Genomic DNA, 22254 nt, shown 5'->3' with positions numbered 1-22254 from the left:
ATTGTTTATTATACAGCGCTATACATGTCTATACATTGACCTCGATCCCTTACAGCATAAGGGATTTTTCGTGTTTCTGAAGGTTGATTATTCAGGGAGGTGATGCGGTGCCTGCCGATCAAAGCGAAATCGTATTTAACACCAAGCAGCTTGCCGATGCCTTTGATATGACTCCACGAAGGGTACAGCAGCTTGCGGAGGAGGGAGTTTTCCCCAAGGCAGGCAGAGGCAAATATTTAGCCATTGATTGCATCAAAAATTACATTAATTCCCTCCAAACCAAAACGGGGGGCGGAACCGTTGATTTGGACTATGAAAGGGCGCTTCATGAGCGGGCAAAGCGGGCGAAGACAGAGTTGTTACTCGCGGAAATGAAAGGAGACTTGCATCGCTCTGATGATGTGATGTTTATCATGAACGACATGATTTCTTCATTCCGTTCCAAGATTTTGGCGATGCCTTCAAAAATTTCGCCGCAGCTTGTCGGCAAAACCGAAATACCGGTCATTCTTGAACTGTTGGCCAATGAGGTGCGAACGGCCTTGTCTGAGTTGTCCGAATATGATCCGGCCAAATTTCGGGAAGTAAGTAGAGAATACGTGGAACTGGGTTCGGAAGATGACGAGGATTAAGAAAAACGTACGGGAGATTTTCCGAGCAGCTGTTCGCCTGGTTGCACCGCCTCCCTTGCTCACGGTGTCCGAATGGGCAGATGATCGCCGCAGGTTGTCTCCTGAAGCGTCATCGGAGCCAGGGCAATGGCGGACAGACCGTGCGCCCTATCAGCGCGGAATCATGGATGCGATAAATGATCCTTATATCGAGACCGTTATCGTGATGTCTTCGGCGCAAGTCGGGAAAACGGAATTCTTGCTCAACATGATCGGATTTCATATCGATTATGATCCGGCTCCGATCATGCTCGTACAGCCTACCTTAGATTTGGCTCAAGCCTATTCCAAGGACCGTCTTGCCCCAATGCTTCGTGACAGTCCAGCGTTGCGTGGAAAAGTCAAAGACGTTAAAAGCAAGGATTCAGGCAACACCTTGCTTCATAAGATTTTTCCCGGTGGTCACATTACAATGGCTGGATCAAATTCTCCAGCTTCACTTGCCAGCCGTCCAATCCGCATTTTGCTGCTTGATGAGGTGGACCGTTACCCGGTGTCGGCTGGTACAGAGGGCGACCCCGTTTCACTCGCTACGAGACGGACAGAAACGTTCTGGAACCGTAAGCGTGTGCTGGTTTCAACGCCAACTATTAAAGGGGCTTCGAGGATTGAGTTCGCTTATAATGACAGCACAATGGAGCAGTGGTGTTTACCCTGCCCAAGTTGCGGGGAGTCCCAGCCTTTAAAGTGGGAGCAGTTGGACTTCGACAGTGTACACATGGCTTGCAAGGAGTGTGGAGCGCTGCACGGAGAACAGGAGTGGAAAGACGGCAAAGGTCAGTGGATAGCGCGTCAAGAAAGCGAAGTGAGAGGCTTTCATCTAAACGCGTTAGCCAGCCCGTGGAAGCGTTGGTCGGAAATCATACGAGATTTCAAGGAGGCCAAGCGGGGCGGTCCGGAGATGTTAAAGTCCTTTGTCAATACGGTTCTGGGCGAGACCTGGGAGGAAGAGGGCGAGCAGCTGGAGGAAGAAGAGCTGATGAAGCGCTGTGAGGAATACAACGCGGATGTCCCGGAAGCAGTGAAGATACTGACGGCAGCCGTCGATGTGCAGGATGATCGTTTTGAAATAGAGGTCATCGGTTGGGGTGCGGGCAAGGAGTCGTGGGGAATCACCTACCATAAGATATTTGGTGATTTAAGGCAGCCTGAAATATGGGCGGAGCTGGATCAGTTTCTGCTGAGAACTTGGGAAAACAAGAATGGCCTACGTTTTGCGATTGCATGTACCTGTATGGACTCAGGCGGGCACTATACGACAGAGGTATACCGTTTCTGTGCGATCCGTGAATCGCGACGGGTGTTTGCGATAAAGGGGCAAGGGGCACAGAACGGTGAGTATGTGCCTTTAATTAATGGCAACTCACGAACGCCCCGTGAAAAGGCTGTGCTTTTTAAAATCGGCGTTGACGAAGGGAAGGGTAAGGTGTTCAGCAGCTTGAAAATTGAGGATGCCGGGCCGGGTTACTGCCACTTCCCTAGTGGTAACGGCTATAATGCACAGTATTTCAAAGGGCTGACCGCTGAAAAGCTTCAGACTCGTTACAAGTCAGGGGTCGCTTATCGTGTCTGGAAAAAGGTTCGTGATCGGAATGAGCCGTTGGACTTACGGGTATACAACACGGCGGCGCTTGAAATTCTGAATCCGCAGTTAGATGTACCGTTGTCTATTCATGACAATAGAAATGCCTCAGCTTCGAAGCGGATCAACAAGAAACGTTTTGTGAAAAAGTCCAAGCTATGGTAGGTGAGCAGATGCGTCCAGCAATGAAACAACGGTTGAAAGATGAATTGGAGATTATCGTTCAACGCCTTGCGTCCTATTACAAGGCTGAGGAAGCGATATTAACCGGTTCACAAGAATATCGGATTGGCACACGCAGTCTCAAGCGTGGTGATCTAAAAGAAATTGCTGCTGAGATTCAAGGGTTGCAGGATCGGAAGACAGAGCTTGAAAATGCGTTGGCAACCGGAAGCAGCCCGAACCAGCGAAAAGCGTTCCGGGTTGTTATGCGTGATCTGTAGCGGTTTCTTTTGTGACGATCAATAATTTTAGGAGTGATACTATCTTATACAACTTAGACTGCGTTGACGGCTCTGAAAAAATTATTGATGACGAATCCGTAGATTTACTGATTGCGGACCCTCCTTACAATCTTGGGTTTGGAGGAACAAAGCATACCAAAACAAAAAAGCCGCGCTTCAATATTATAGCAAACGACCAACTATCACATCGAAACTATCAGCGGTTCACGTTTCAGTGGCTGCGTCAAGCCTACCGAATTCTAAAACCAGGTCGACATATCTATGTATGCATTGATTGGCGTATGTACCCGTACATGGCTTTATGGATGAGGCGTGTAGGTTTCGTCATTAAGAATTGTATTACGTGGAACAAGGTTCATATGGGCATGGGGCATCAATACCGATTTCAACATGAATTTATTATTTTTGCTGTAAAAGGTGAGAAAGCACGCCGTATACGTTCTCGTTCTGCAACGGATATTTGGTCTATACCGCGAATTAGCGGGAACAAGACGATCCATCCGACCGAAAAGCCGGTGGAAGTCATGCAAAAGATGATTCTGAACAGCAGTGAGCCGGGGGAAATGGTTGTCGATTTCTTTTCAGGCTCAGGTCCGGTTGCAGAGGCGGTGATTCGGAGTGGCCGAGAACTGACCGCGTTCGAAATTGATCCTCATTGGTATGAAGTATCTAAACAGCGGATCGAAGCTGTTCAGCAAGAATTAAGAGAGGAGGGAGCCGATTTGTGAACATCATTGACAGGGCTGTAGATTGGGCAGTGGAAAGAGTCTCGCCGGGTCGTGCTCTAAGGCGTGAGACTGCTCGAATGAAACTATCCATGCTCAGGGAAGTTACAAACAGCGGGTATAGTCATAGCGGAGCCAGCAGGCGCAAGACGTCCATGCAAGGTTGGACAAGCGATAGCCGCAGCCCGCAGGAGGACATTGGAAATAACTTGCGGCTGCTGCGTGAGCGTTCAAGGGACTTGTACATGAGCGGTGGACTTGCTGCCGGAGCAATCAATAAAAATAAGAGTAACGTTCTTGGTTCAGGCTTGACACTCAAGTGCCAACTCAACTACCGGATGCTGGGACTTTCAGCAGAGCAGGCCAAAGAATGGGAAGAAAAAACGGAGTTTGAATTTAATCTTTGGGCTGCTTCGAAGATTGACCATACGGGTCTAAATGATTTTTACGACGCGCAGCGGATTATGCTGACGGGCTGGCTGCTGAACGGGGATTCCATTGCAATTCAAAAATATACAGACAAAGCAGAGGGGTTAAATCCCTATCGGCTCCGTTTGCATGTAGTGGAAGCGGATCGCTTAAATACCCCGAACCGGAATTTGGGGAACAGTTCGTTCGCTTCAGCGCTTGGCGATGGTGATGAAACAAGCAGCTACGCGGAACTCAAGAGCGGCGGGGCGATTCATAATGGAGTGGAAGTGGACTGGAGCGGTAAGGTGGTCGCCTTTTGGTTGAGCAATAAGCACCCGAACTCTGTATTTCCCCTTTCAAAACCGATGGAATGGGCGCGTGTTCAGGCAACTAACTGGGTTACCGGATTGCCAAACTGTGTGTATGTGGTTGATCCGGAGCGCCCGGAGCAATACAGGGGCGTTCCTTACTTGGCCCCTGTTATCGAACACATCAAACAAATGAACCGGTATGCGGAAGCAGAGATAACGGCTGCTATTGTAAATAGCTTCTTCGCGGCTTTTATTAAAGTAGATGGACCGAAAAATGAAGCTCCGCTAGGCAGCGCCATTGCGCCAGAAGATCAGATTGAAATGTCTCGTGAAGACAGATTGGCAAGTTATGAAATGGGACCTGGAACCATTAATGTTCTGGGCGCTGGAGAAGATGTTACCTTTGGCGATCCGAAGCACCCGACAATGGGCTTTGAGCCGTTTACGATGACGATGGCAAAGCTGGCAGGCAGTGCATTGGATATGCCCTATGAAGTATTACTCAGCGTATTTAATTCCAGCTATTCAGCCAGTAGAGCGGCTTTGCTGCAAGCATGGCGGGCCTTCCGTGACCGAAGAGACTGGTTTTCAAACGACTTTTGCCAACCGATCTATGAGTCTTGGCTGTTTGAGGCCGTAGCGACTGGCCGGATTAAAGCGCCTGGTTTTTTCAGTGATCCTGCCAAACGCAAAATGTGGAGCCAGGCCATCTGGATCGGTCCAAGCCCCGGCCAGATTGATCCGATCAAAGAAGTTCAAGCTTCGGTGATGCGTATTAACAATGGATTTTCAACGCATGAAAAAGAAACAAGTGAGCTAACCGGCATGGATTGGGACGGAAATATTGATGTGCTTCGGCGTGAGTGGGAAATGAGAAAAGACCTCCCCATTTCCCCAACTGTGAAGCCGAACGGGAGAGGAGGTGATAACAATGATCAGGATTGATGTTTCGGGTCGTATCATTCGAAACAATGAACAACCAGCTTATGACTACTACGGTTATGATGCAACCTCGCCCGGAAAAGTCAGAAAAATGCTTCAAGAAGCCGGAGGGCAGCCAATTGAGGTTTATTTCAACTCCCCCGGTGGCGATGTTTACGCGGGAGCAGAAATCTTCACGGAACTGAGAGAGTACAAAGGGGAATCTGTTGGCAAAATCCCTAGTATTGCGGCCAGCGCTGCATCGGTTGCAGCGATGGGCGTAAAAAAGCTTCTCATCTCTCCCCCTGCTCAACTGATGATTCACAATGCAGCTACCGGAACATGGGGGGATAAGAACGAGCATCAATTAACCTTAGACATGCTTAACGTGACGGATCGGGCAATTGCCAATGCGTATATATTCAAAACAAGAAAAAAGCAAGATGAAATTTTGAACTTAATGAGCAAGACCACGTTTTTTACTGCCGACGATGCGGTCAAACACGGATTCGCAGATGGGGTCATGTTCGAAGCTGAAAATCAATTTAGCGCAGTGGCGAGTCTCCACGACGAGGGGGAGTTGCCTGTTCGCGTCATTGAAAAATTCCAGAATGAAATTATTAATTTAATCCCGAATGCATCAAAAGGAGAAGATGATTCCATGTCAAATAACCAAATTCAGCCCCCAACAAATGCAGTTCCGCCTTCTGTACCTGTAGCCGTACCCCCTCTTGTAGCAGCGTCGGTGACGCCTGTGTCTACAGTTGCACCGCAGGCGGCTTCGAATCCCCCTGTCGCTCCGGTCGCAACCATTGATTTTGCTGCTCAGGAGCGTCTGCGCCTGCAAGCGATTGATGCTATTGCTGCAAACATTGACCAGGAGTTAGTCAATGAGGCCAAATACATCAATCCGATTACAGCTGAACAACTTGCCTTCAAAGCGATGAAGGAAGGCAAACTCCTGAATGCGGGTTTGTTCCAGGAAGCCGTTGAAGCCAACCGAGCAGCTGGAACGGAAGCGGTTCAGCCACAAGCGCTTTCGCAAAGTTCGGATCAGGAGTTTGATTTAAAGAATCTTGGAGACGTCAACCAAATTTTTAATGCCCTTGCATCCCAATCCCAACAAGGGCGGCCACATAACATTCAAAGGAGGTAACTATCGTGGGTGTAATTAAAACTGACTTTTCTTCATTTGAGGACCATTCGTTTTTTGGCGGCACCGAAGTTTCTGCGCTGACGACTTCCGTCACGCTGGCTGCGAATCAAGGTGTTCTTTATAGAGGGGCGCTGCTTGGAAAATTAACCGAAGGCGGGACATATAAACTGGTTGATTCTTCGGCATCTGATGGAAGTAAGGTTGCCAGCGTGGTATTGGCAGTTCCGAAGGTTGACACATCGACAGATGATTTAACTGTCTTAGCGTATAAAACCGGCGTGTACAATTACGACGCTTTGTACGTAGCAGCAGGGGACACGGTAGAGGATCATGAAGAAGAACTTCGCCGGGTCAATATTCATTTCAAAACAGATTATAAAGGGGTGTAACTATGAAGCTGAAGAGAAATGCTATCGCGAATTACATGCAATCAAGTGCTCCTGTCGTGAACAACGCAGCGGCAAATATAGACATTTATGAGCCGCAAACGCTGCACCAGCCATTCCAAAAACGGATGCCAGTCACCACGTTTCTGAGAGACACGTTCTTCCCTGGGTATCAAACGTTTTCGACCAAACATGTGTTGATGGATTTTGTGAAAAACAATCAGTCCGTGGCCCCGTTTATCGCGGAAGGCTCCGGATCGATTAACATCCGGCGACAAGGGTACAAAACGAAAATCTATGAAGCCCCCTATATTAGCCTTTCAGCCCCTTATGATGTCAATTTGCTTCAGGGGAGATTGCCGGGTGAGAGCGTCTTTAATAGCGGGTTAACGCCAGAAGAACGTGCGTTAAGGCTAATGCAGCAAGATTACAACGAACTTGATGATCGGATCACACGAAAAGAAGAGGTTATGGTCGCGGAAGTGATGCAGCGTGGTAGTACAACGGTGACCGGGTTTGTGGACGATACGGCAACTAAAGTGCGGACAGATACCGTGGATTATGACTTTGACAACCTGATTGACTTGTCAGGCGGCGGGCAATGGAATCAAAACTCCTCGAAAAAGTATAACGATCTGTATGAAGCAGTCACATTGGTCCGCCAGGGCGGATACAACCCGGAGATTGCTATTCTTGGTGAAATGGCTACTCGGAATCTATTGGCGGACGAAGCATTTATGAATCACTACATGGACAAACGTTTTGCGCAATTTGGGTCGATTAATCCTCAATTGAATTTGCAAAATGGTAACGGGTATGCCTATATTGGACGGTTAACCGAGCTTGGCCTTGATTTGTTCTCGTATATCGCTTGGTATTTCGATGAGGTGGACCAAAAGCTAAAACCTTACATCAAACCAAATAAGGTTATTGTCGGCACCAGAAATATGGGTGAGATGTTGTACGGCGCGATTACGATGATCCCTGAGGGTTCTAACGATTTCGCAACTTACGAGTCTCCTCGTGTTCCAAAAGTGACGATTAACCGCGAAAATGATGTGAAAAAGCTTCATTTAAAATCAAGGCCGCTTCCAAAACCTTTCGACGTTAGTTCGTGGTCCGTTATTGATACGGTCAGAGAATAATCCCAAACGCTTGGGAAAATGAAGGAGAATACACATGCCACAATATCAGGTCAAAAAAGGATATGTTTTACACGAGGGAGCCATGCACGGACGCGGCTCCCTTTTTTATGCCGACGAAAGCGAGGTTTCGCATTTGTTGGCAAAAGGAAAAATCGATTTGTTCAGCCCGGTCGCCCCGGACTCGTTTGAATTTAAGGCTGCGGATGAGGATGTCGTGGAACTTCCCGATCTGGAAGAGTTCGCGAAGCTCGCAGCCGACAAGCAAAAAAGCCTGCTGAAGGAACTCGAAATCGACCCTGCATCCAATGCCGAAGAGCGCGTGCTGCAGTATACCGACTACTACACGAATGCGGATAGCACCGATGAGCTTTAAAGATTGGATTGCCCAGGACAATCTACGGGTCTTTATCAACCCGGATGAGTTCGGGGAGCCGAAGATGATTGATGGGGTCGAGTTATCGGTTGTGATCGACAATGATTTGATTAACGAGCGCAACAGCTTGTCCGCCTATGGGATGAACAATGTAACGGCTGAGGGTGTCTACCTGTCGACAATCACCTTTTTCGTCCGGCAGTCGGATTTGGGCTATGTGCCCAAAGAGGGGGAAAGGATGCAGTACGGAGATGTTGACAAGAAGGGGTACTCCTACATGATCGCCAAAGTGTCAGGTGCTGATGGCATCCTTGAAATCACGCTTGAGGGCAATCAATCATGAAGCTTTCAATCGACTCCAAGCAACTGAAGCAAGCGACCATCGGAATTGAGTTTGTTCAAAAAAACATTCCCAAAGCATTCAGTGCTGCCCTTAACCGGGTGGGACAGGGAGTCAAGACGGAAGCATCCCGACAAATCCGGAAGACTTACGACATCAAGCATAAGGACATTGTGAAGTACGGGAACATTAAGGTTTCAAAGGCCAATCCAGCCCGGATGGAGATGTTGCTGACATCCAGAGGACCAAACATTCCTTTGATTCGCTTTAAAACAAACCCGTCTAAACCGCCGTCACGCCCACCCAAGGTATTAAAAGCCTCGGTCAAGCGTTCGGGCGGTAGGCCAATTCCCGGCGCTTTCGTTTCTTCGATGGGGAGCGGGCATGTCGGCGTGTTCAAGCGGCAAGGGAAAGCACGTACGCCGATTCAGGAATTGTACGGTCCAGCCGTCCCGATTATGATGGGAGAGCCGGGCATAGCCGAGCATCTAAACGATGAAGCAAACAAACGAATGAATAAGCGCCTGGACCATGAAGTAGGCCGGGTGCTGGGGAGGTTGAAGATAACATGACACCCGTTTTGCTGTTGAAAGAGTTGGTCCAGTTTCTTCGCAGCGCGGTTGATGACTACGCTGCTACAAAAGGCGAAAGCGGCGAATACCGGGTGCCGGAAGTTTTTGACTGGTACTTGCCATTTAAAAGCGGGAGAGATGCGGAAAAAACCGACTTCCCGTATGTCACCGCGAAAATTGTCGACATTGAGGAAACGGATGATCAGCAACGCGTCACCGTTATTCTATCCTTTGGCGTGTATCATGATGGAATCGACGATAACGCGGATCGTCAGCGCGTCCATCCAGACGGTGCCTACGACTTGCTGAATTTAATGGAGCATGTTCGGCAATCGCTTTATCGCAAAGGGATCATTAACCGACAATTCCGGCTGAAAAAACCATACAAGGCCCATATCCCAGAGGAGCAGCCCTACCCGCTATGGGTTGGGCAGGCTATCACAACATGGGAGTTGCCGCCAATTAAACGGGAGGTGCCGATCATTTATGACTGATCGAAAAAAAGTAGAACAAGAAGAAAAGGAAGAGCTTCAGCATCTTGACGATGCGGCGAAAGAGACGGGGCGAGTCACATTCGAAGCTGCTCAAGCAGCAGCAGGGCCGTGGCTGGGAATGAGCATCTATTTGGGGCCAAACTTGCGAGGCGGACGTTTGTTGCAGTCCACGGTTTTTCGCGATGGCGTACCGGACTATCTGCAATCTCTACTTGAAGAGTTGCCGGACGTCGCCAGTCTTATTGTTTCGCTGGAACAAATTGCGGACGTTGAGCAACGCATTCAAAAGACCGGTACGGCAGAAAACGTAGCCTATCAACGACTCGCGAAAGGGGAAGTCAAAGAAAATGGCATTTAAACATGGTGTAACCATTATTGAGCAGCCGACTTCCGTTCTTGCGCCATCGCAAGCGGCGACGGGGATTCCGTTTGTCGTTGGGACGGCTCCGGTACATCTCGCTTCAGATGCTGTACCGGTGAATACGCCGGTGCTGGCCTTTACCTACGCCGAAGCGGTAAAGGCGCTGGGTTATGCGGATAACTGGAAGGACTATACCTTGTCCGAAATGGTTTATTCGCATTTCGTGCTTTACCAAAAATCGCCTTTAATTCTGGTCAATGTACTTGACCCGGACAAGCATAAAACGACAGTTGCTCCGGCTAGTGTTGCGGTCAGCAATCGGGTAGCCATCATTGCGGTGGACGGCGTGTTGCTGCCGTCCCTTGTTGTCAAGTCTCAAGACGGCGCGACGACGTACATCAAGGACACGGACTATGTGGCCGCTTTTGACGATGCCGGTCATGTTGTAGTCACGACGCTGGCCAGCGGAGCTATTGCCGCGAATGCAACACAGCTCTCGATGGGCTACAACAAACTGAATCCGAGCGCTGTGAATGCGGCGGATATCATTGGAGGCGTGACAGCAGCCGGTGCCTATACAGGGTTTGAGCTTGTCAATCAAGTTTATCCGCGCTTTGGTGTGCTGCCGGACTTGCTCGTTTCTCCGGGCTGGTCCCACCAACCGGAAATAGCAGCGGTCATGAAAGCCAAGGCCGGGAATATTAACGGAAATTTTAAGGCGATGGCCCTGACGGATATTGATCCGGAGAAAAAATATACAGATGCAGGCGCGTGGAAGTCGAACAATAACTACACGGGCACCTTGCAGATTGCCACGTATCCCAAGCTGACACTGGGCGGACGTCGCTTCCATTTTTCGACGCAATTGGCCGGACTCATCGCGCAGACGGATGCAGATAATGGCGGCATCCCGTATGTATCGCCGTCCAATAAGTCGCTGCAGGCAGACGGCACGGCGCTGGCTGATGGTACGGGTCAATACCTAGGGATCGACCAGGCCAGCTACCTGAACAGTCAGGGGATTATGACCGCCCTGAACCTGGGGACGAGTGGTTGGAAGTCTTGGGGCAATACGACCGGGGCATTCCCGGCCAACACGGACCCGAAAGACAGCTTTATCCCTGTTCGGCGCATGTTTAACTGGATCGGAAACAGCTTGATGCTCACGTATATGCAAAAAGTGGATGATCCGATGAATAAGCGTCTGATTGCGGCTGTAACGGACAGCATCAACATTTGGCTCAACGGTCTGACGGCGACCGGGGCGCTGCTGGGAGGCCGGGTCGAATTCAATCAATCCGAAAATCCCGACACCAGTTTAATGGCAGGCAAAATCACGTTCCATTTGTTCTTGACTCCACCGGGTCCGGCACAAGAAATTGCTTTCGTTCTCGAATACGACACCAGCTATTTAAGTGCGCTGTTCGCATAGCGCAGGAAGGAGATAACACATGCCTAAAAGATCAGAGCGCGTCATTGATTATTCGGTGTTCTTGAACGGCACCGAATATTTGGGGACGGCAACGGCAGATTTGCCGGAAATCAACTATTTAACGGATACGATTAAAGGCGGGGGCATCTCAGGTGAGGTGGAAGCTCCTGCTCCCGGTCAAACTGGGCCGATGACCTTGACACTCAACTGGAGCGCCATCGAAGAGGCGGCTGCCAAACTCATGGCCCCGCTTGTTCATGCAATCGACTTACGCGCATCGATTCAATCCTTTGATCCGGCTGGCAATGCCTTTGATGAATACCCATTTAAGGTGACGGTACGTGCCCGGCCTCTTGGATTGTCTCTTGGTAATTTGGAGCCTGCATCCACCATGGATACAACAAACACATTCAGCGTCACGTACATCAAAGTCATGATCAAAAACAAAGAAATGCTAGAGATTGATAAGTACAATTACGTTCACAAAGTCAACGGTGTGGACTATCTCGCAAAAACCAAGGCTAATCTTGGATTGTAATTATATAGGAGGGACGCGAAATGGCGAAGTATACATTAAAAAAACCGGTGGAGTTCGAAGGGCAGACGATTGAAAGTATCAATTTGGACTTTGATTCCGTTACCGGCGACGATATGATTGCAATCGAAAGAAGATTTTTGGCGGCGGGGAATGGACATGAATTCCTGGTCGTGAAGGAATTCAACAAGGAATATCAGATCCAATTCGCTGCACGTGCAAGTAAGCTGCCTTTGGAATTTTTCAAATTGGTCAGTGCTTTTGATTTTTCGCGAATTACTGTCCAAGTCGGAAATTTTTTCATGAATGGGGTTTCGGTCCCCGAGGAGTTGGAAACCGAATAACTCCGGCAGGTCTAATAAAGCGCATTTCGCTCTCCTTATCCCACCATACGCACACGCCGGTTTCGTACTGGCTCCAGCTCCCGTTTCGGGAGCTTTTTGATTGGCAGGATACGCTGATCGACATGAGGGAGGAGGGCAAAGGTAAACCATGAGTAAGGAATATGAAATCGCCTTTAAACTGGGCGCACAAATGGAATCTTCCTTTGTGCGCTCTTTTTCTGATGCTTCGAAGGATTTCAAGGAGCTTCAGCGCTATGTTGAGCGGATGAATAAAGAAACCGGACCTGCCAATACCACGCGTCCATTGCGGGATGACCTTAAGCGTACGCAAAAAGAACTACAGAACATGCAGCAGAGAGCGGATAAGGTGTTTTCCTTTATTAAACGGGCAGGGGCGACGGTAGCCGGTGTTTTTGCCGTCAACAAGATTGTTGGGGCAGGCAAGGACATTATGCAGACCTTTGCCAACTTCGAACAAGGGATGGCGGATGTTAAGGCGGTTTCAGGGGCTTCGGGCAAGGATTTCGAGCTTCTGACGGCCAAGGCCAAGGAAATGGGTTCTGCAACATCTAAAACAGCTACAGAGGCCGCTGAAGGGTTGAAATATTTGGCGCTTGCAGGCTGGAATACTGAACAGGTACTTGCCGGAATTGAGCCTGTGCTTCGGCTATCCGAAGCGGGCACGATGGATTTGGGGCTTGCTTCCGATTTAGCGACGGATTCGATGGCCGCGATGGGGATTGGTGTCAATGAGCTTATGCCCTATCTCAACATGGTCGCCCAAACGGGGCGTAAAGCGAATACGAGCGTGCAGCAACTCATGGAGGCTTTCGTTATAGGCGGTGGCGTATTCAAAACGTTCAAAGTCCCGCTGGAAGAATCGAATGCGCTACTCGGTATTTTGGCAAACCGGGGCTTTAAAGGTACTGAGGCCGGTACAGCGATGAATGCCATTGTGACCAACCTTACAAGCGGGTTGGGACAAGCAGGCACGGCCATGGAAGATTTGAAGCTATCTGCCTTTGATTCCAAAGGGAACTTCAAGGGACTGGAGCGGACGTTCCGGGATATTAAAGCCAGGCTTGATCCGATGACCGATGCTCAAAAAGCGCAGTACATTGCCATGATTGCGGGTAAGGAGCATTTAAAAACGTTCACGGGTATTTTGGACGGACTTGGCAACGAGTATGATGCGCTTAAAAAGAGCGTCCTTAACGCGGACGGCGCTTTGATGGACATGTCTAAAACGCAAATGGACACCTACTTGGGATCGTTGAACTTGTTAAAGGCGGCGGTCGACGGATTTAAAATATCCATCGGTAACAAGCTGGCACCTACCATTCGAAGCACGGCAGATCAGTTGACAGCCTACATTCCAAAAGTCATGAATCGCTTTGAAAAAGAGTATGACGCCATGACGAAAAGCCCGGTGTGGAAAAATACGGACTGGCTCGGTCAAATCAAGATTGCTTGGGATCGGCTTATCTCTCAACCTTTCGACGCTTGGTGGCAGCAATCCGGCAAGAGCGAGTTTGTGCGAATCATCAACACCATGGGCAGTACAGCAAAAAAACTGTTTGGCAGTATGGTCAATGAGGCGTTTTCGTTCAACGGAACGTCGAGTTTATTGGCAGCCGGAGCGCTTGCGATTCCTGCTTTCAAAATGGGGAAGGGCACGCTGGAGACTACGAAGTCCATTGCCGTCCTCACGAAGCTTTTAGGCGGCGCGGAAAAAGGAGCCGGTAAAGCGGCCAAAGGGTTGGCGAAAGCGGGGGAAGCTGCAGGAGAAGCTGCCAGTGGCGTGGGCCAGGCTGCAAAGGCTTCGCGACTATTCGGGCCGGCGTTATCCATGATGACAAGTCCCGTAGGCTTGGCTATCGGCGGAATTGGTTTATTGACCGCAGGCGTCATTGCGTATAAAAAGCATCAGGAGCAGGCGCGTCAATCGCTTATTAATATGGGCAGCTCGCTGCAAGAGGCAAGCAAGCATTATAAGGATGTGTCCGAAAAGTCCGACTTTACGAAAAACTTAACGCGGGAATATCGGGAGTTATACGATGCCGTTCGGAAAAATGCAGGATCGGCGGAAGAGTTGGCCGAGAAACAGCAGCGTATGCGAGATATCGTCGTGGAGCTGCAGCAGTTGTTCCCGCAAACGCTGACGAACTATGACATCGAGAACGGCAGAATTATGGAGCGGCTAGGCTTGCTAGATCAGATGAGTGAATCAGAAATGGCGCTGGAACGGCTCCGTTTAGAGGGGGCCGTTGCTGAAAAGAGAGCCCAACAGCCGAAGCTGGAAAAAGAGATTAAAAGTTTGGAAGCTCAGGTTGTCAAACGGGAAGAGAATGTAAAATCCTTGGTGGCGGAGCGCGATGCTGTCGACCGTGCAATTCCTGTTATGGAGCAGTATGAGGTGCAGTTACGGAGGATTTTTGAACTTTATGCAGCAGAGGAAAGAACCGCAAAAATAGAGAACCTTCTCGAAAAAGCGAATGAACTGGGGAGTACGGTCGGACTTACTTTTAACAATGCTGGCCAGATTCTCGGAGCATCTGCTGGAGCATTAGACAGTAAAAGGCAAAAATTAAACGAAGATTTATCAAAAGCAGTAAACAAGAAAATGAAGTCGGATGATGAACTCAGGGCTGCAAAGTCCAGCTACCAAGAACTCTACGATTCCCAAAAGAAAATTATCGAGTTGGACTTAGGCGGGACGTTAGAACAACAGGCCAAGAAGTTTAAGGACATGTCAACAGAAGAACAAGCCCGCTTCAACCAGGCCGTCATTAAAATTGATGAGGTCAATAAAAGGATGTCGCAAATTCCGACCGACCACAAAGTCAACATTCAAGTAATTTGGTCAGAAATTGGCGGAAGCATTGCGGACGCCATCCGGAATCCTGGCTTTAAGGTAACGGCCCCTTCGGGAATAGATGAATATGCCGAAGGTGGCTTTGCAAGCAAGCCTTCCATTTTTGGAGAAGCTGGGTTAGAGGCGGCCATCCCGATTAATGACAAACCACGTTCCCACGCGATCCTGGAACAGACCAATCGCATGATGGGGTATGATCGGGCAGAGGCGGCATCACAAATGATTAACTCCACGACGAACCATAACGCCGGAGACGTTCAAGTTCATTTCAATCCAACCATTACTGTGCATGGGGGCGGCGATTCCAAGGATGTAGATGGGAAAATCACGCAGGCGATGCAGCGGGCCAAAAATGAATTCGTGCGTGATTTCAAGGCGATGCTGCAACAAGAGAAGAGGTTGAGCTTCCGGTGATGACGTATACGACGATTCAAGGCGATACCTGGGATGGTATCGCCTATAAGCTGTTTCAGAATGAAAGCAGCATGACGCTGCTGATGCAAACTAATCTGGCTCATATTCGTACAGTCGTATTTGGAGCTGGCGTGTTGCTGCAAGTGCCGGAGGTTGCACCGGCAGTGGCGGAGGACCTTCCGCCATGGAGAAGATAAGAAAGGGTGAGGGCGATGGGAACTACTCAAAAGGTGATAGACGCGGCTCTAAATGCTTTGGAAAGAGAATTAAAGGAAACTCCGATAGCTCCAGAAAGAATCGATGTCCTCTCTAAAGCTATCGAGATTTTAAGTGGTCTTATTCATCCTGCAAAGCAGTGAGAATTTCGTTGTAAGCCAATCCTACCATTTCGGATACTGTTTTGACTTGAGGATATTCAGATCGTAAAAGATATTTATGCTCAATCATAGCAAGAATAATCTCTTTTGCGATTTCCTTATCTGTCATTTGAATTCACCTCCGTATCGGGAATTTAGATTGAGACAAATAGCAATATTCGACAGAATCATGCAATATTCCTCCAAAAATGGGGTGATCAAATGAAGCCGCGTAGAGCGGAAATAGAGCTGATTTACGAAGGAAAGAACATTTCCCGCGATATCTCCCCTTATCTAGTATCTCTGTCGTTTACAGACAACACGGGCAAGGCGGATGATTTACAGATTGTCCTAGAGGACCGCGAAGGCAAATGGAGTAATCCATGGCTGCCAAAAGCCGGGGATAAAATCACGGCGAAGATTATTTTGTACAGCTGGTATCGTCCCGGCAGTGTGCATTCCGTTCCTTGTGGGACTTTCGAGGTAGACAGTATCAACATCTCTGCTCCTCCAGAATCCGTAACAGTCCGCGCATCCAGCCTGCCGAGCAATTCCAGGCTGAAAAACGAAAGAAATACTAAGGCTTGGGAAAAGGTGACGTTATCTCAAATCGCGAAGCGGATCGGCGCGGCCGCTAAGCTGAAGGTTTTGTTTGAGACCGACGATGTGACGTATGACCGGATTGATCAGACGAATCAAACCGATATTGCGTTTTTGGTGGACATTGCTGACAAGGAGGGCGTGAGCGTCAAAGTAACCAATGACGCCATCGTCCTCTTTGACGATTTGAAATATGAGTCCATGGTGCCGGTTCGCAAGATTGAGCGAGGTCAGTCGGATATCTTGTCGTATGCGTTTGATTTAAATACGGTGGACGCTGCCTATGCAGCTTGTACGGTTTCGTACTTAACCACCGTCAAGCCTGCTAAAAAGAATGCAAAGGACAAGCCGACCGAAAGAAAAAGGAGACCTACCAAGAAAAGGACGAAGCCTGCGAAACTCATGATCAAAGGATCATATCGCATTCCCGGAAAAATCGGGCCAGAACTGAAACTTAACGAGCGGGTTGCTTCGGTGGCAGAGGCCATCAAAAAAGCGAAGAAGGCCCTTCGGCAGAAGAATAAAGAGGTGGAGCGGGGAAGCTTGACTTTGATGGGAGATTACGTGCTGGTTCAGGGTGTTACCGTCAATCTTTCCGGATTTGGCGGATTTAACGGCAAATATTTTATTGAGACGGCCACGCATACGGTAAGCGGCAGCGGGTATGATGTACGCCTTGAATTAAGAAAGGTGCTGGGATACTGATGGATATCATTCGCATTGGTGAGGTGTCAGATGTAGACGAGGACGAGTTGGCCATCCGGGTCACATTCCCGGATCGTGAGGACCAGGTATCCGATTGGCTCACAGCCATCATGCCTCCGATCGAATTAAATGATGATGTGCGCATCCAGATGCCGGAGATTGGAGACGCCGTGCTGTGCGTCTTTCTGGGTAACGGGATTGAGACGGGGTTTTTCCTGGGCACAATTGGCGTTGATGAACCATGATCGGCTCGTTCGGCGGGATTGTATTTGTGGTTCGGGAAAACACGGTTCGGACCATTGACGATTTGCAACGGTCCACTACAGCACGCTGGGCCACTCATGATGTGCTTCGGGCGAAGCCAAAGGCTGTATTTATCGGGCCGGGTCAAGATACGATTAGCTTCACGATGCGTTTTGATGTGCAGTATGGCGTAAGGCCGCGGCGAGAGCTTAACCGGCTGCTGACCTATTGCCAGTCAGGGCGCGTGGAGAAGCTTATTATTGGTGGCGCTCCGGAAGGATCGGGAAAATGGTACATTGAGAGTGTCAATTCGACTTGGACCTATATGGATAACAGGGGCCGGTTGTTGGTTGCTGAAGCAACAGTGACACTAAAAGAATTTTTGTAGGTGATCAAATGGAATACGAAGTGACAGGAGATCCGTTCACGGTTGATTTTGGGGCATCTGGATCAGATGCCATTTTGCAAAATATAAAAACGATTTTGACAACCATCTCCGGAACGGTGCCGCTTGACCGAAAATTTGGCGTGGATGTTCCGCTGGATCAACCGGCTATGGTTGCTCAAGCCCTACTGACAGCCAACATAATCGAAGCAATCGAACAATATGAGAGCCGCGTTGAAGTGGTGTCTGTCATGTACAGCAACAACGATAATGAAGGGATTTTGATTCCCATCGTCAAATTTCGCATGAAAGAAGGTGAGGAGTTTGAGCCTTCCCGATTTGCCGGATATTGAGTTTGTGAACTCCGATCCGGAAGAAGTCAAATTGAATATCATCACAGCGTACGAAGCCATATCGGGCCGGAAGTTATTCCCCGGCGATCCGGTACGGCTTTTTTTGTACGCTGTGGCCAGTATCATTGTTCAGCAGCGGGCGCTGATCAACTATAGCGCAAAGCAAAACCTGTTGCGCTACGCGAGCGGTGCTTACCTGGATCACTTGGGCGCACTGGTGGAAACGGTAAGAGCGCCAGCCGGGACGGCAGTAACGACCGTCCGCTTTACTCTATCAGCTCCCCAAGCTGGTCCGGTAAGTATACCCGAGGGCATTCGCGTGACAGCAGGAGCTGATCTGTTTTTTGCGACCATCCAGTATGCGGAGATACTGGCAGGAGAGTTGAGCATTGACTTGCCGTGTGTGTGCTTGACGCCGGGTGTCATTGGCAATGGGCTACTGCCTGGGCAGATTAACACACTCGTTGATCCACAGCCGTATATAGCGGATATCGCCAATTTAACGGAGAGTTCTGGCGGCACGGACGTTGAGACGGACGAGCGTTATCGTGAGCGCATATACACCTCTCCGGAACGATTTTCCGTTGCCGGGCCAACTGGAGGTTATGAGTATTGGGCAAAAACAGCCAGCCCTGACATTTCGGATGTGCTGGTATGGTCTCCAGCGCCGGGAGAAGTTGAAATACGAGTATTGATGGCCGGTGGAGAACTGCCGACTCAGGACACGCTAGACGCGGTATATGGCGTATGCAACGACGAACGTATTCGGCCACTGACCGACCGGGTAGCGGTCCTTGCTCCAGATCGGGTACCCTATGATGTCGATCTTACCTATTGGATTGACAGCCGGTCTGCAACAGCCGCGATGACCATTCAAGCTGGCGTGCAGGCTGCTGTCCGCGATTATGTTCTGTGGCAAAAGTCGCGAATTGGACGGGACTTGAACCCGTCAGAGCTGACCAGACGGGTTATGAATGCCGGGGCGCGTCGCGTAGTCATTGGGCAACCAGAACATCAGGTTATGGACAAAACGGCGGTTGCTGTTGCGGTGAACACGAACGTTACTTATGGAGGGCTTGAAGATGATTGAAATCAGGCAAATCAATCTTCTTGACCTGATTCCGGCGAATCTACAGCACGACGAACAAGTCAGGGCCGCAGCGGAAGCAATCAATCAGGAACTGCTTCGAGTAACGCAGCTCGCATCACAGACGGCCATCCTGCATCATGTGGATAGCCTGGATGAACGATGGGTAGACGAGTTGGCCTATCAATTTCACGTTGATTTTTACGATCCCGACCTACCATTGTCACAGCGCCGACAATTGGTGCAAAACTCGCTTGCCTGGCACAAGCGAAAAGGCACGCCATCCGCTGTGAAAGAATTGATTGCAACCGTTTTTGGAAGCGGAGATGTGCAGGAATGGTATGAGTACGGCGGGGAGCCTTATCATTTTAAGGTTGTCACCAGCGATCCGAGCGCAACAGGAGAGCGGGCAAAGGAATTTGTAGCGGCTATTCAATCCGTTAAAAATACTCGTTCTTGGCTCGACTCCATTGAGATCACAACTGAAGGTATCATGCAGATGTATTTCGGGAACGTCCTACAGATGGGCGAATTCATGACAGTGGAACAGGTGGTGTAGACTATGGCCGCATTTGGCGGTATGCAAATTACAAACAGGGGCCGGACGCTACAGGCAAAGGCTCAAACAGGCACGCAGCTTAAATTTACGCGAATCGGGATCGGTAGCGGACAACTTGGCGGGCAGATCATCGCGGACCTCAATGGTCTGATCGATCCTAAAATGTTTTTAGAAATTCGGAAGTTACAGACGCGGCCTGCTGGCCGTGCATTAGTGGGATCGTATCTTTCAAACTCTTCCGTTACGGCGGGGTTTTATTTTCGTGAGCTGGCTGTATTCGCTCTCGATCCAGATGTCGGGGAGGTGCTGTACTGCTACGCCAATTCGGGGTCAACAGCGGAATACATTCCTGCCGGTGGCGGACCGGACATTGTGGAAAAGTATATTGATGTCATTACCATTGTCCAAAACGCCCCGAACGTGAGCGCGGACATTGACCAATCTTTGGTTTATGCGACGCATAAGGACTTGGAGACGCTTCGCATCGAGATGACACAGCACAGGACGGCTGCCGTGCTGGATCATCCTGACAAGTCCGTCACAACGGCAAAGTTGGCAGATAAGGGAGTCACGCAAGCAAAGATCGGGGATAAGGCCGTGGGGAGCGGGCAACTGGCGGACGGAGCTGCAACTGATGCTGTTATTGGTAGTCGGACGATATCTGATGCCGAAGCCCCCACAGGAAATGACGGACCTCCTATTAAGTTGTGGGGCTGGCTGGCTTATATGATCAAAGCCATAACCGGCAAAACCAGTTGGCGAACGCTGCCAGCGGTTACGCTGGAAGACGCGAATGCTCATATTAACGCTGCTTCACCGCATAGCGGACATGCGGTGACCGGTAGAAAAATCAACACCAGCGGCGGACTAAGCGGCGGCGGGGACTTGTCCGCTGACCGAAGCCTATCCATTACCGATAACGGCGTGACCGATGCCAAGATAGGTAACCGGACGGTAGACCCTAACATATCGACGGCGTTTAGCTTGACGGGTACGGTGACCCAGCTACTAAGTTGGATCACGAAGCAATTGAAGGCGATCACCGGTGAGGCAAATCCTTTTGATACCCCTGCCGTAACACTCAAACAGGCCAAGCTCAAGCTGGATGAGCTAGACGGCAAAGCAAAAGAGAGCGCTACGCTCCAGGCGCAGCTTGGGCGCGGCGTGAATAAAATCGAAACCGACCAAGCCAGCCCGCTCGACGGTACGGTATATGGGCGGACGATGCAAAATATAATTCCGCCGCAGCGCTTCGAAGCAAACAACTCTGCCTGGGCGTTATCAGGCGGTACCGTCCAATATGACAATACGGTCGGCAACTACGAAATTGGTTCTGCCAGCGCAAAGGTGACGTTAAGTAGCGATAGTACATCTTTTCATTTTTCGACGATTTTGCCGGTACTGCCGGCTAACAAGCATTTTGTTGTAGTAGCTCGATATAAAAACGGGAATCTATCTAATGGTCTGACAATCGGCATTAGTAACGCAGCGGATAATTTATCCGTTGAGACAAGTTCGCGGATAAATTCAACGTCGTTTGCTACTGTAATGCGGCGCTTTAAGACGCTCAAAAATACTCCGGCTGACATAATTAGGATCGGCCCTTACGCTGACGGTGGGGAGGCCGGTCAGTATTGCTGGCTAGACGCTATGGCTATTTTCGAGATAAGCGAGGCTGAGTACAACATTCCGCGTGCTCAGTGGGATGATAACCGTTACCCATACATCGACGGTATGCAATCCGTCCGGGGCGCGGTGATCGAGCATCCGGGGCGTAACCTGATTGATGTAATGTCCAACATGTCAACACCAACATCTGGTGATATCTTCGGCTATACCGGGCGTCACAGTTTCGATTTTACTCCTTCTGTTGCTAATCGCACTATGTATATTACATTGCCGGTTGTACCGAATGAGATTTATGCGATGTCGTGCGATATGAGCGCTAACGGAGAGTTTGCGCTATATTCTGACGAATCATCACCAATTGCTTTAATGAGTTACAGGAGTACACCAGGCGCGGCTACGGTAGGTAATAGAACGCGTATTAGAGTTTATTTTCGCGGGAACATAGCAGGAACGAAAGTTTCGTTTGCCAATCCGATGCTCGTAATGGGCGGACTGGATAAGCTGCCGCCGTCATTTGTAGCGCGTGAAGATCAGCGGATTATCATTGACGAGGTGTTACGCAGCGTCGGGCCTGTGTCTGATCAGGTCAATCTGGCGCGTAAACAGGTTACGCGACTTATTGGCGTTTGGGAGCCAAGCGCGACCGGAACGTATACCCTTGACTCATACAGCGGAGTCTATGTTCCGAGGATAGCTATTCCTGCGGATTCCAGTAAATCTACTTTACCTGTCATGGTTAGATATGATGGGCTAATGATCAGGATAGGCGCCCCCTCAACAGATGGGCCTAATATAGTTAGCTCGTATAATTGGGGCTTAGGGACA

General features: G+C 49.6%; 26 protein-coding genes. 25 read left to right on the top strand and 1 reads right to left on the bottom strand.

Annotated features, from left to right (window positions below; all coding sequences use genetic code 11):
- The first annotated feature begins 107 nt into the window (after nucleotides 1–107).
- The 18 genes from JFN88_RS12620 (at nucleotide 108) to JFN88_RS12535 (ending at nucleotide 15709) form a co-directional block, all read left to right on the top strand.
- On the top strand, nucleotides 108–632 hold the full coding sequence (locus JFN88_RS12620; RefSeq protein ID WP_199019653.1) for a hypothetical protein: 525 nt from the start codon (nucleotides 108–110) through the stop codon (nucleotides 630–632).
- Nucleotides 619–2418, top strand: coding sequence for a phage terminase large subunit family protein (locus JFN88_RS12615; RefSeq protein WP_199019652.1), 1800 nt, complete (start codon nucleotides 619–621; stop codon nucleotides 2416–2418). The genes JFN88_RS12620 and JFN88_RS12615 overlap by 14 nt, the downstream gene beginning before the upstream one ends.
- Before the next feature lie 20 nt (nucleotides 2419–2438).
- The gene (locus JFN88_RS12610) at nucleotides 2439–2696 is read left to right on the top strand and encodes a DUF6148 family protein (RefSeq protein ID WP_199019651.1); all 258 of its coding nucleotides are present in this window, start codon (nucleotides 2439–2441) and stop codon (nucleotides 2694–2696) included.
- Nucleotides 2697–2707: 11 nt separating this feature from the next.
- Nucleotides 2708–3445, top strand: a complete 738-nt coding sequence (locus JFN88_RS12605) for a DNA-methyltransferase (protein WP_332908472.1) — start codon at nucleotides 2708–2710, stop codon at nucleotides 3443–3445.
- Complete coding sequence (locus JFN88_RS12600; RefSeq protein WP_332908471.1) at nucleotides 3442–5109, top strand: phage portal protein; 1668 nt, start codon at nucleotides 3442–3444, stop codon at nucleotides 5107–5109. The genes JFN88_RS12605 and JFN88_RS12600 overlap by 4 nt, the downstream gene beginning before the upstream one ends.
- On the top strand, nucleotides 5096–6241 hold the full coding sequence (locus tag JFN88_RS12595) for a head maturation protease, ClpP-related (protein WP_199019650.1): 1146 nt from the start codon (nucleotides 5096–5098) through the stop codon (nucleotides 6239–6241). Before JFN88_RS12600 ends, JFN88_RS12595 begins: the two co-directional genes overlap by 14 nt.
- A gap of 5 nt (nucleotides 6242–6246) precedes the next feature.
- Complete coding sequence (locus JFN88_RS12590) at nucleotides 6247–6630, top strand: head decoration protein (RefSeq protein WP_199019649.1); 384 nt, start codon at nucleotides 6247–6249, stop codon at nucleotides 6628–6630.
- 2 nt (nucleotides 6631–6632) lie between these two features.
- On the top strand, nucleotides 6633–7772 hold the full coding sequence (locus JFN88_RS12585) for a major capsid protein (RefSeq protein WP_199019648.1): 1140 nt from the start codon (nucleotides 6633–6635) through the stop codon (nucleotides 7770–7772).
- Between the two features lie 34 nt (nucleotides 7773–7806).
- Nucleotides 7807–8145 carry a hypothetical protein gene (locus tag JFN88_RS12580; RefSeq protein WP_199019647.1) on the top strand — a complete coding sequence of 113 codons (339 nt, stop codon included), beginning with the start codon at nucleotides 7807–7809 and terminating at the stop codon, nucleotides 8143–8145.
- Nucleotides 8135–8488, top strand: a complete 354-nt coding sequence (locus JFN88_RS12575; RefSeq protein ID WP_199019646.1) for a hypothetical protein — start codon at nucleotides 8135–8137, stop codon at nucleotides 8486–8488. Before JFN88_RS12580 ends, JFN88_RS12575 begins: the two co-directional genes overlap by 11 nt.
- A complete protein-coding gene (locus tag JFN88_RS12570; protein ID WP_233167767.1) occupies nucleotides 8485–9057 on the top strand; it encodes a phage tail protein in 573 nt (190 codons plus the stop codon). The genes JFN88_RS12575 and JFN88_RS12570 overlap by 4 nt, the downstream gene beginning before the upstream one ends.
- Complete coding sequence (locus JFN88_RS12565; RefSeq protein ID WP_199019645.1) at nucleotides 9054–9551, top strand: hypothetical protein; 498 nt, start codon at nucleotides 9054–9056, stop codon at nucleotides 9549–9551. Before JFN88_RS12570 ends, JFN88_RS12565 begins: the two co-directional genes overlap by 4 nt.
- Nucleotides 9544–9909 (top strand): hypothetical protein, encoded by a 366-nt coding sequence (locus JFN88_RS12560; protein WP_199019644.1) that lies wholly within the window; start codon nucleotides 9544–9546, stop codon nucleotides 9907–9909. The genes JFN88_RS12565 and JFN88_RS12560 overlap by 8 nt, the downstream gene beginning before the upstream one ends.
- The gene (locus JFN88_RS12555; RefSeq protein ID WP_199019643.1) at nucleotides 9899–11344 is read left to right on the top strand and encodes a phage tail sheath family protein; all 1446 of its coding nucleotides are present in this window, start codon (nucleotides 9899–9901) and stop codon (nucleotides 11342–11344) included. The genes JFN88_RS12560 and JFN88_RS12555 overlap by 11 nt, the downstream gene beginning before the upstream one ends.
- Nucleotides 11345–11363: 19 nt before the next feature.
- Complete coding sequence (locus tag JFN88_RS12550) at nucleotides 11364–11882, top strand: phage major tail tube protein (RefSeq protein ID WP_199019642.1); 519 nt, start codon at nucleotides 11364–11366, stop codon at nucleotides 11880–11882.
- Between the two features lie 20 nt (nucleotides 11883–11902).
- Nucleotides 11903–12223 (top strand): phage tail assembly protein, encoded by a 321-nt coding sequence (locus tag JFN88_RS12545; RefSeq protein ID WP_199019641.1) that lies wholly within the window; start codon nucleotides 11903–11905, stop codon nucleotides 12221–12223.
- Nucleotides 12224–12371: 148 nt separating this feature from the next.
- The gene (locus tag JFN88_RS12540; protein ID WP_199019640.1) at nucleotides 12372–15512 is read left to right on the top strand and encodes a phage tail tape measure protein; all 3141 of its coding nucleotides are present in this window, start codon (nucleotides 12372–12374) and stop codon (nucleotides 15510–15512) included.
- Complete coding sequence (locus JFN88_RS12535; RefSeq protein WP_199019639.1) at nucleotides 15509–15709, top strand: tail protein X; 201 nt, start codon at nucleotides 15509–15511, stop codon at nucleotides 15707–15709. Before JFN88_RS12540 ends, JFN88_RS12535 begins: the two co-directional genes overlap by 4 nt.
- Before the next feature lie 139 nt (nucleotides 15710–15848).
- On the opposite strand, the gene JFN88_RS12530 is transcribed toward JFN88_RS12535, so the two are convergent.
- Nucleotides 15849–15998 (bottom strand): hypothetical protein, encoded by a 150-nt coding sequence (locus JFN88_RS12530; protein ID WP_199019638.1) that lies wholly within the window; start codon nucleotides 15996–15998, stop codon nucleotides 15849–15851.
- A 92-nt stretch (nucleotides 15999–16090) separates the two neighbouring features.
- On the opposite strand from JFN88_RS12530, the gene JFN88_RS12525 reads away from it, so the two are divergent.
- From JFN88_RS12525 to JFN88_RS12495, 7 genes are all read left to right on the top strand, one after another.
- Complete coding sequence (locus JFN88_RS12525; RefSeq protein WP_199019637.1) at nucleotides 16091–17173, top strand: phage late control D family protein; 1083 nt, start codon at nucleotides 16091–16093, stop codon at nucleotides 17171–17173.
- Nucleotides 17173–17418: a phage baseplate assembly protein V gene (locus tag JFN88_RS12520; protein ID WP_199019636.1), complete on the top strand. Its 246-nt coding sequence runs from the start codon at nucleotides 17173–17175 to the stop codon at nucleotides 17416–17418. Before JFN88_RS12525 ends, JFN88_RS12520 begins: the two co-directional genes overlap by 1 nt.
- Nucleotides 17415–17804: a phage tail protein gene (locus JFN88_RS12515; RefSeq protein WP_199019635.1), complete on the top strand. Its 390-nt coding sequence runs from the start codon at nucleotides 17415–17417 to the stop codon at nucleotides 17802–17804. Before JFN88_RS12520 ends, JFN88_RS12515 begins: the two co-directional genes overlap by 4 nt.
- Before the next feature lie 8 nt (nucleotides 17805–17812).
- Nucleotides 17813–18154: a GPW/gp25 family protein gene (locus JFN88_RS12510; protein WP_199019634.1), complete on the top strand. Its 342-nt coding sequence runs from the start codon at nucleotides 17813–17815 to the stop codon at nucleotides 18152–18154.
- Nucleotides 18126–19244, top strand: a complete 1119-nt coding sequence (locus tag JFN88_RS12505; protein WP_199019633.1) for a baseplate assembly protein — start codon at nucleotides 18126–18128, stop codon at nucleotides 19242–19244. Before JFN88_RS12510 ends, JFN88_RS12505 begins: the two co-directional genes overlap by 29 nt.
- Entirely contained in the window at nucleotides 19237–19800 is a 564-nt protein-coding gene (locus tag JFN88_RS12500; RefSeq protein ID WP_199019632.1) for a phage tail protein I, read from the top strand. The genes JFN88_RS12505 and JFN88_RS12500 overlap by 8 nt, the downstream gene beginning before the upstream one ends.
- A 3-nt stretch (nucleotides 19801–19803) precedes the next feature.
- Nucleotides 19804–22254 (top strand): phage tail protein (locus JFN88_RS12495; RefSeq protein WP_500048321.1); only part of this gene is annotated, 2451 nt, incomplete at its 3' end.

The organism is Paenibacillus roseus (assembly GCF_016424485.1).
Classification (GTDB): domain Bacteria; phylum Bacillota; class Bacilli; order Paenibacillales; family Paenibacillaceae; genus Paenibacillus_D; species Paenibacillus_D roseus.
The sequence above is the reverse complement of the archived record's forward strand: the minus strand, read 5'-3'. Positions and strand labels throughout refer to the sequence as shown.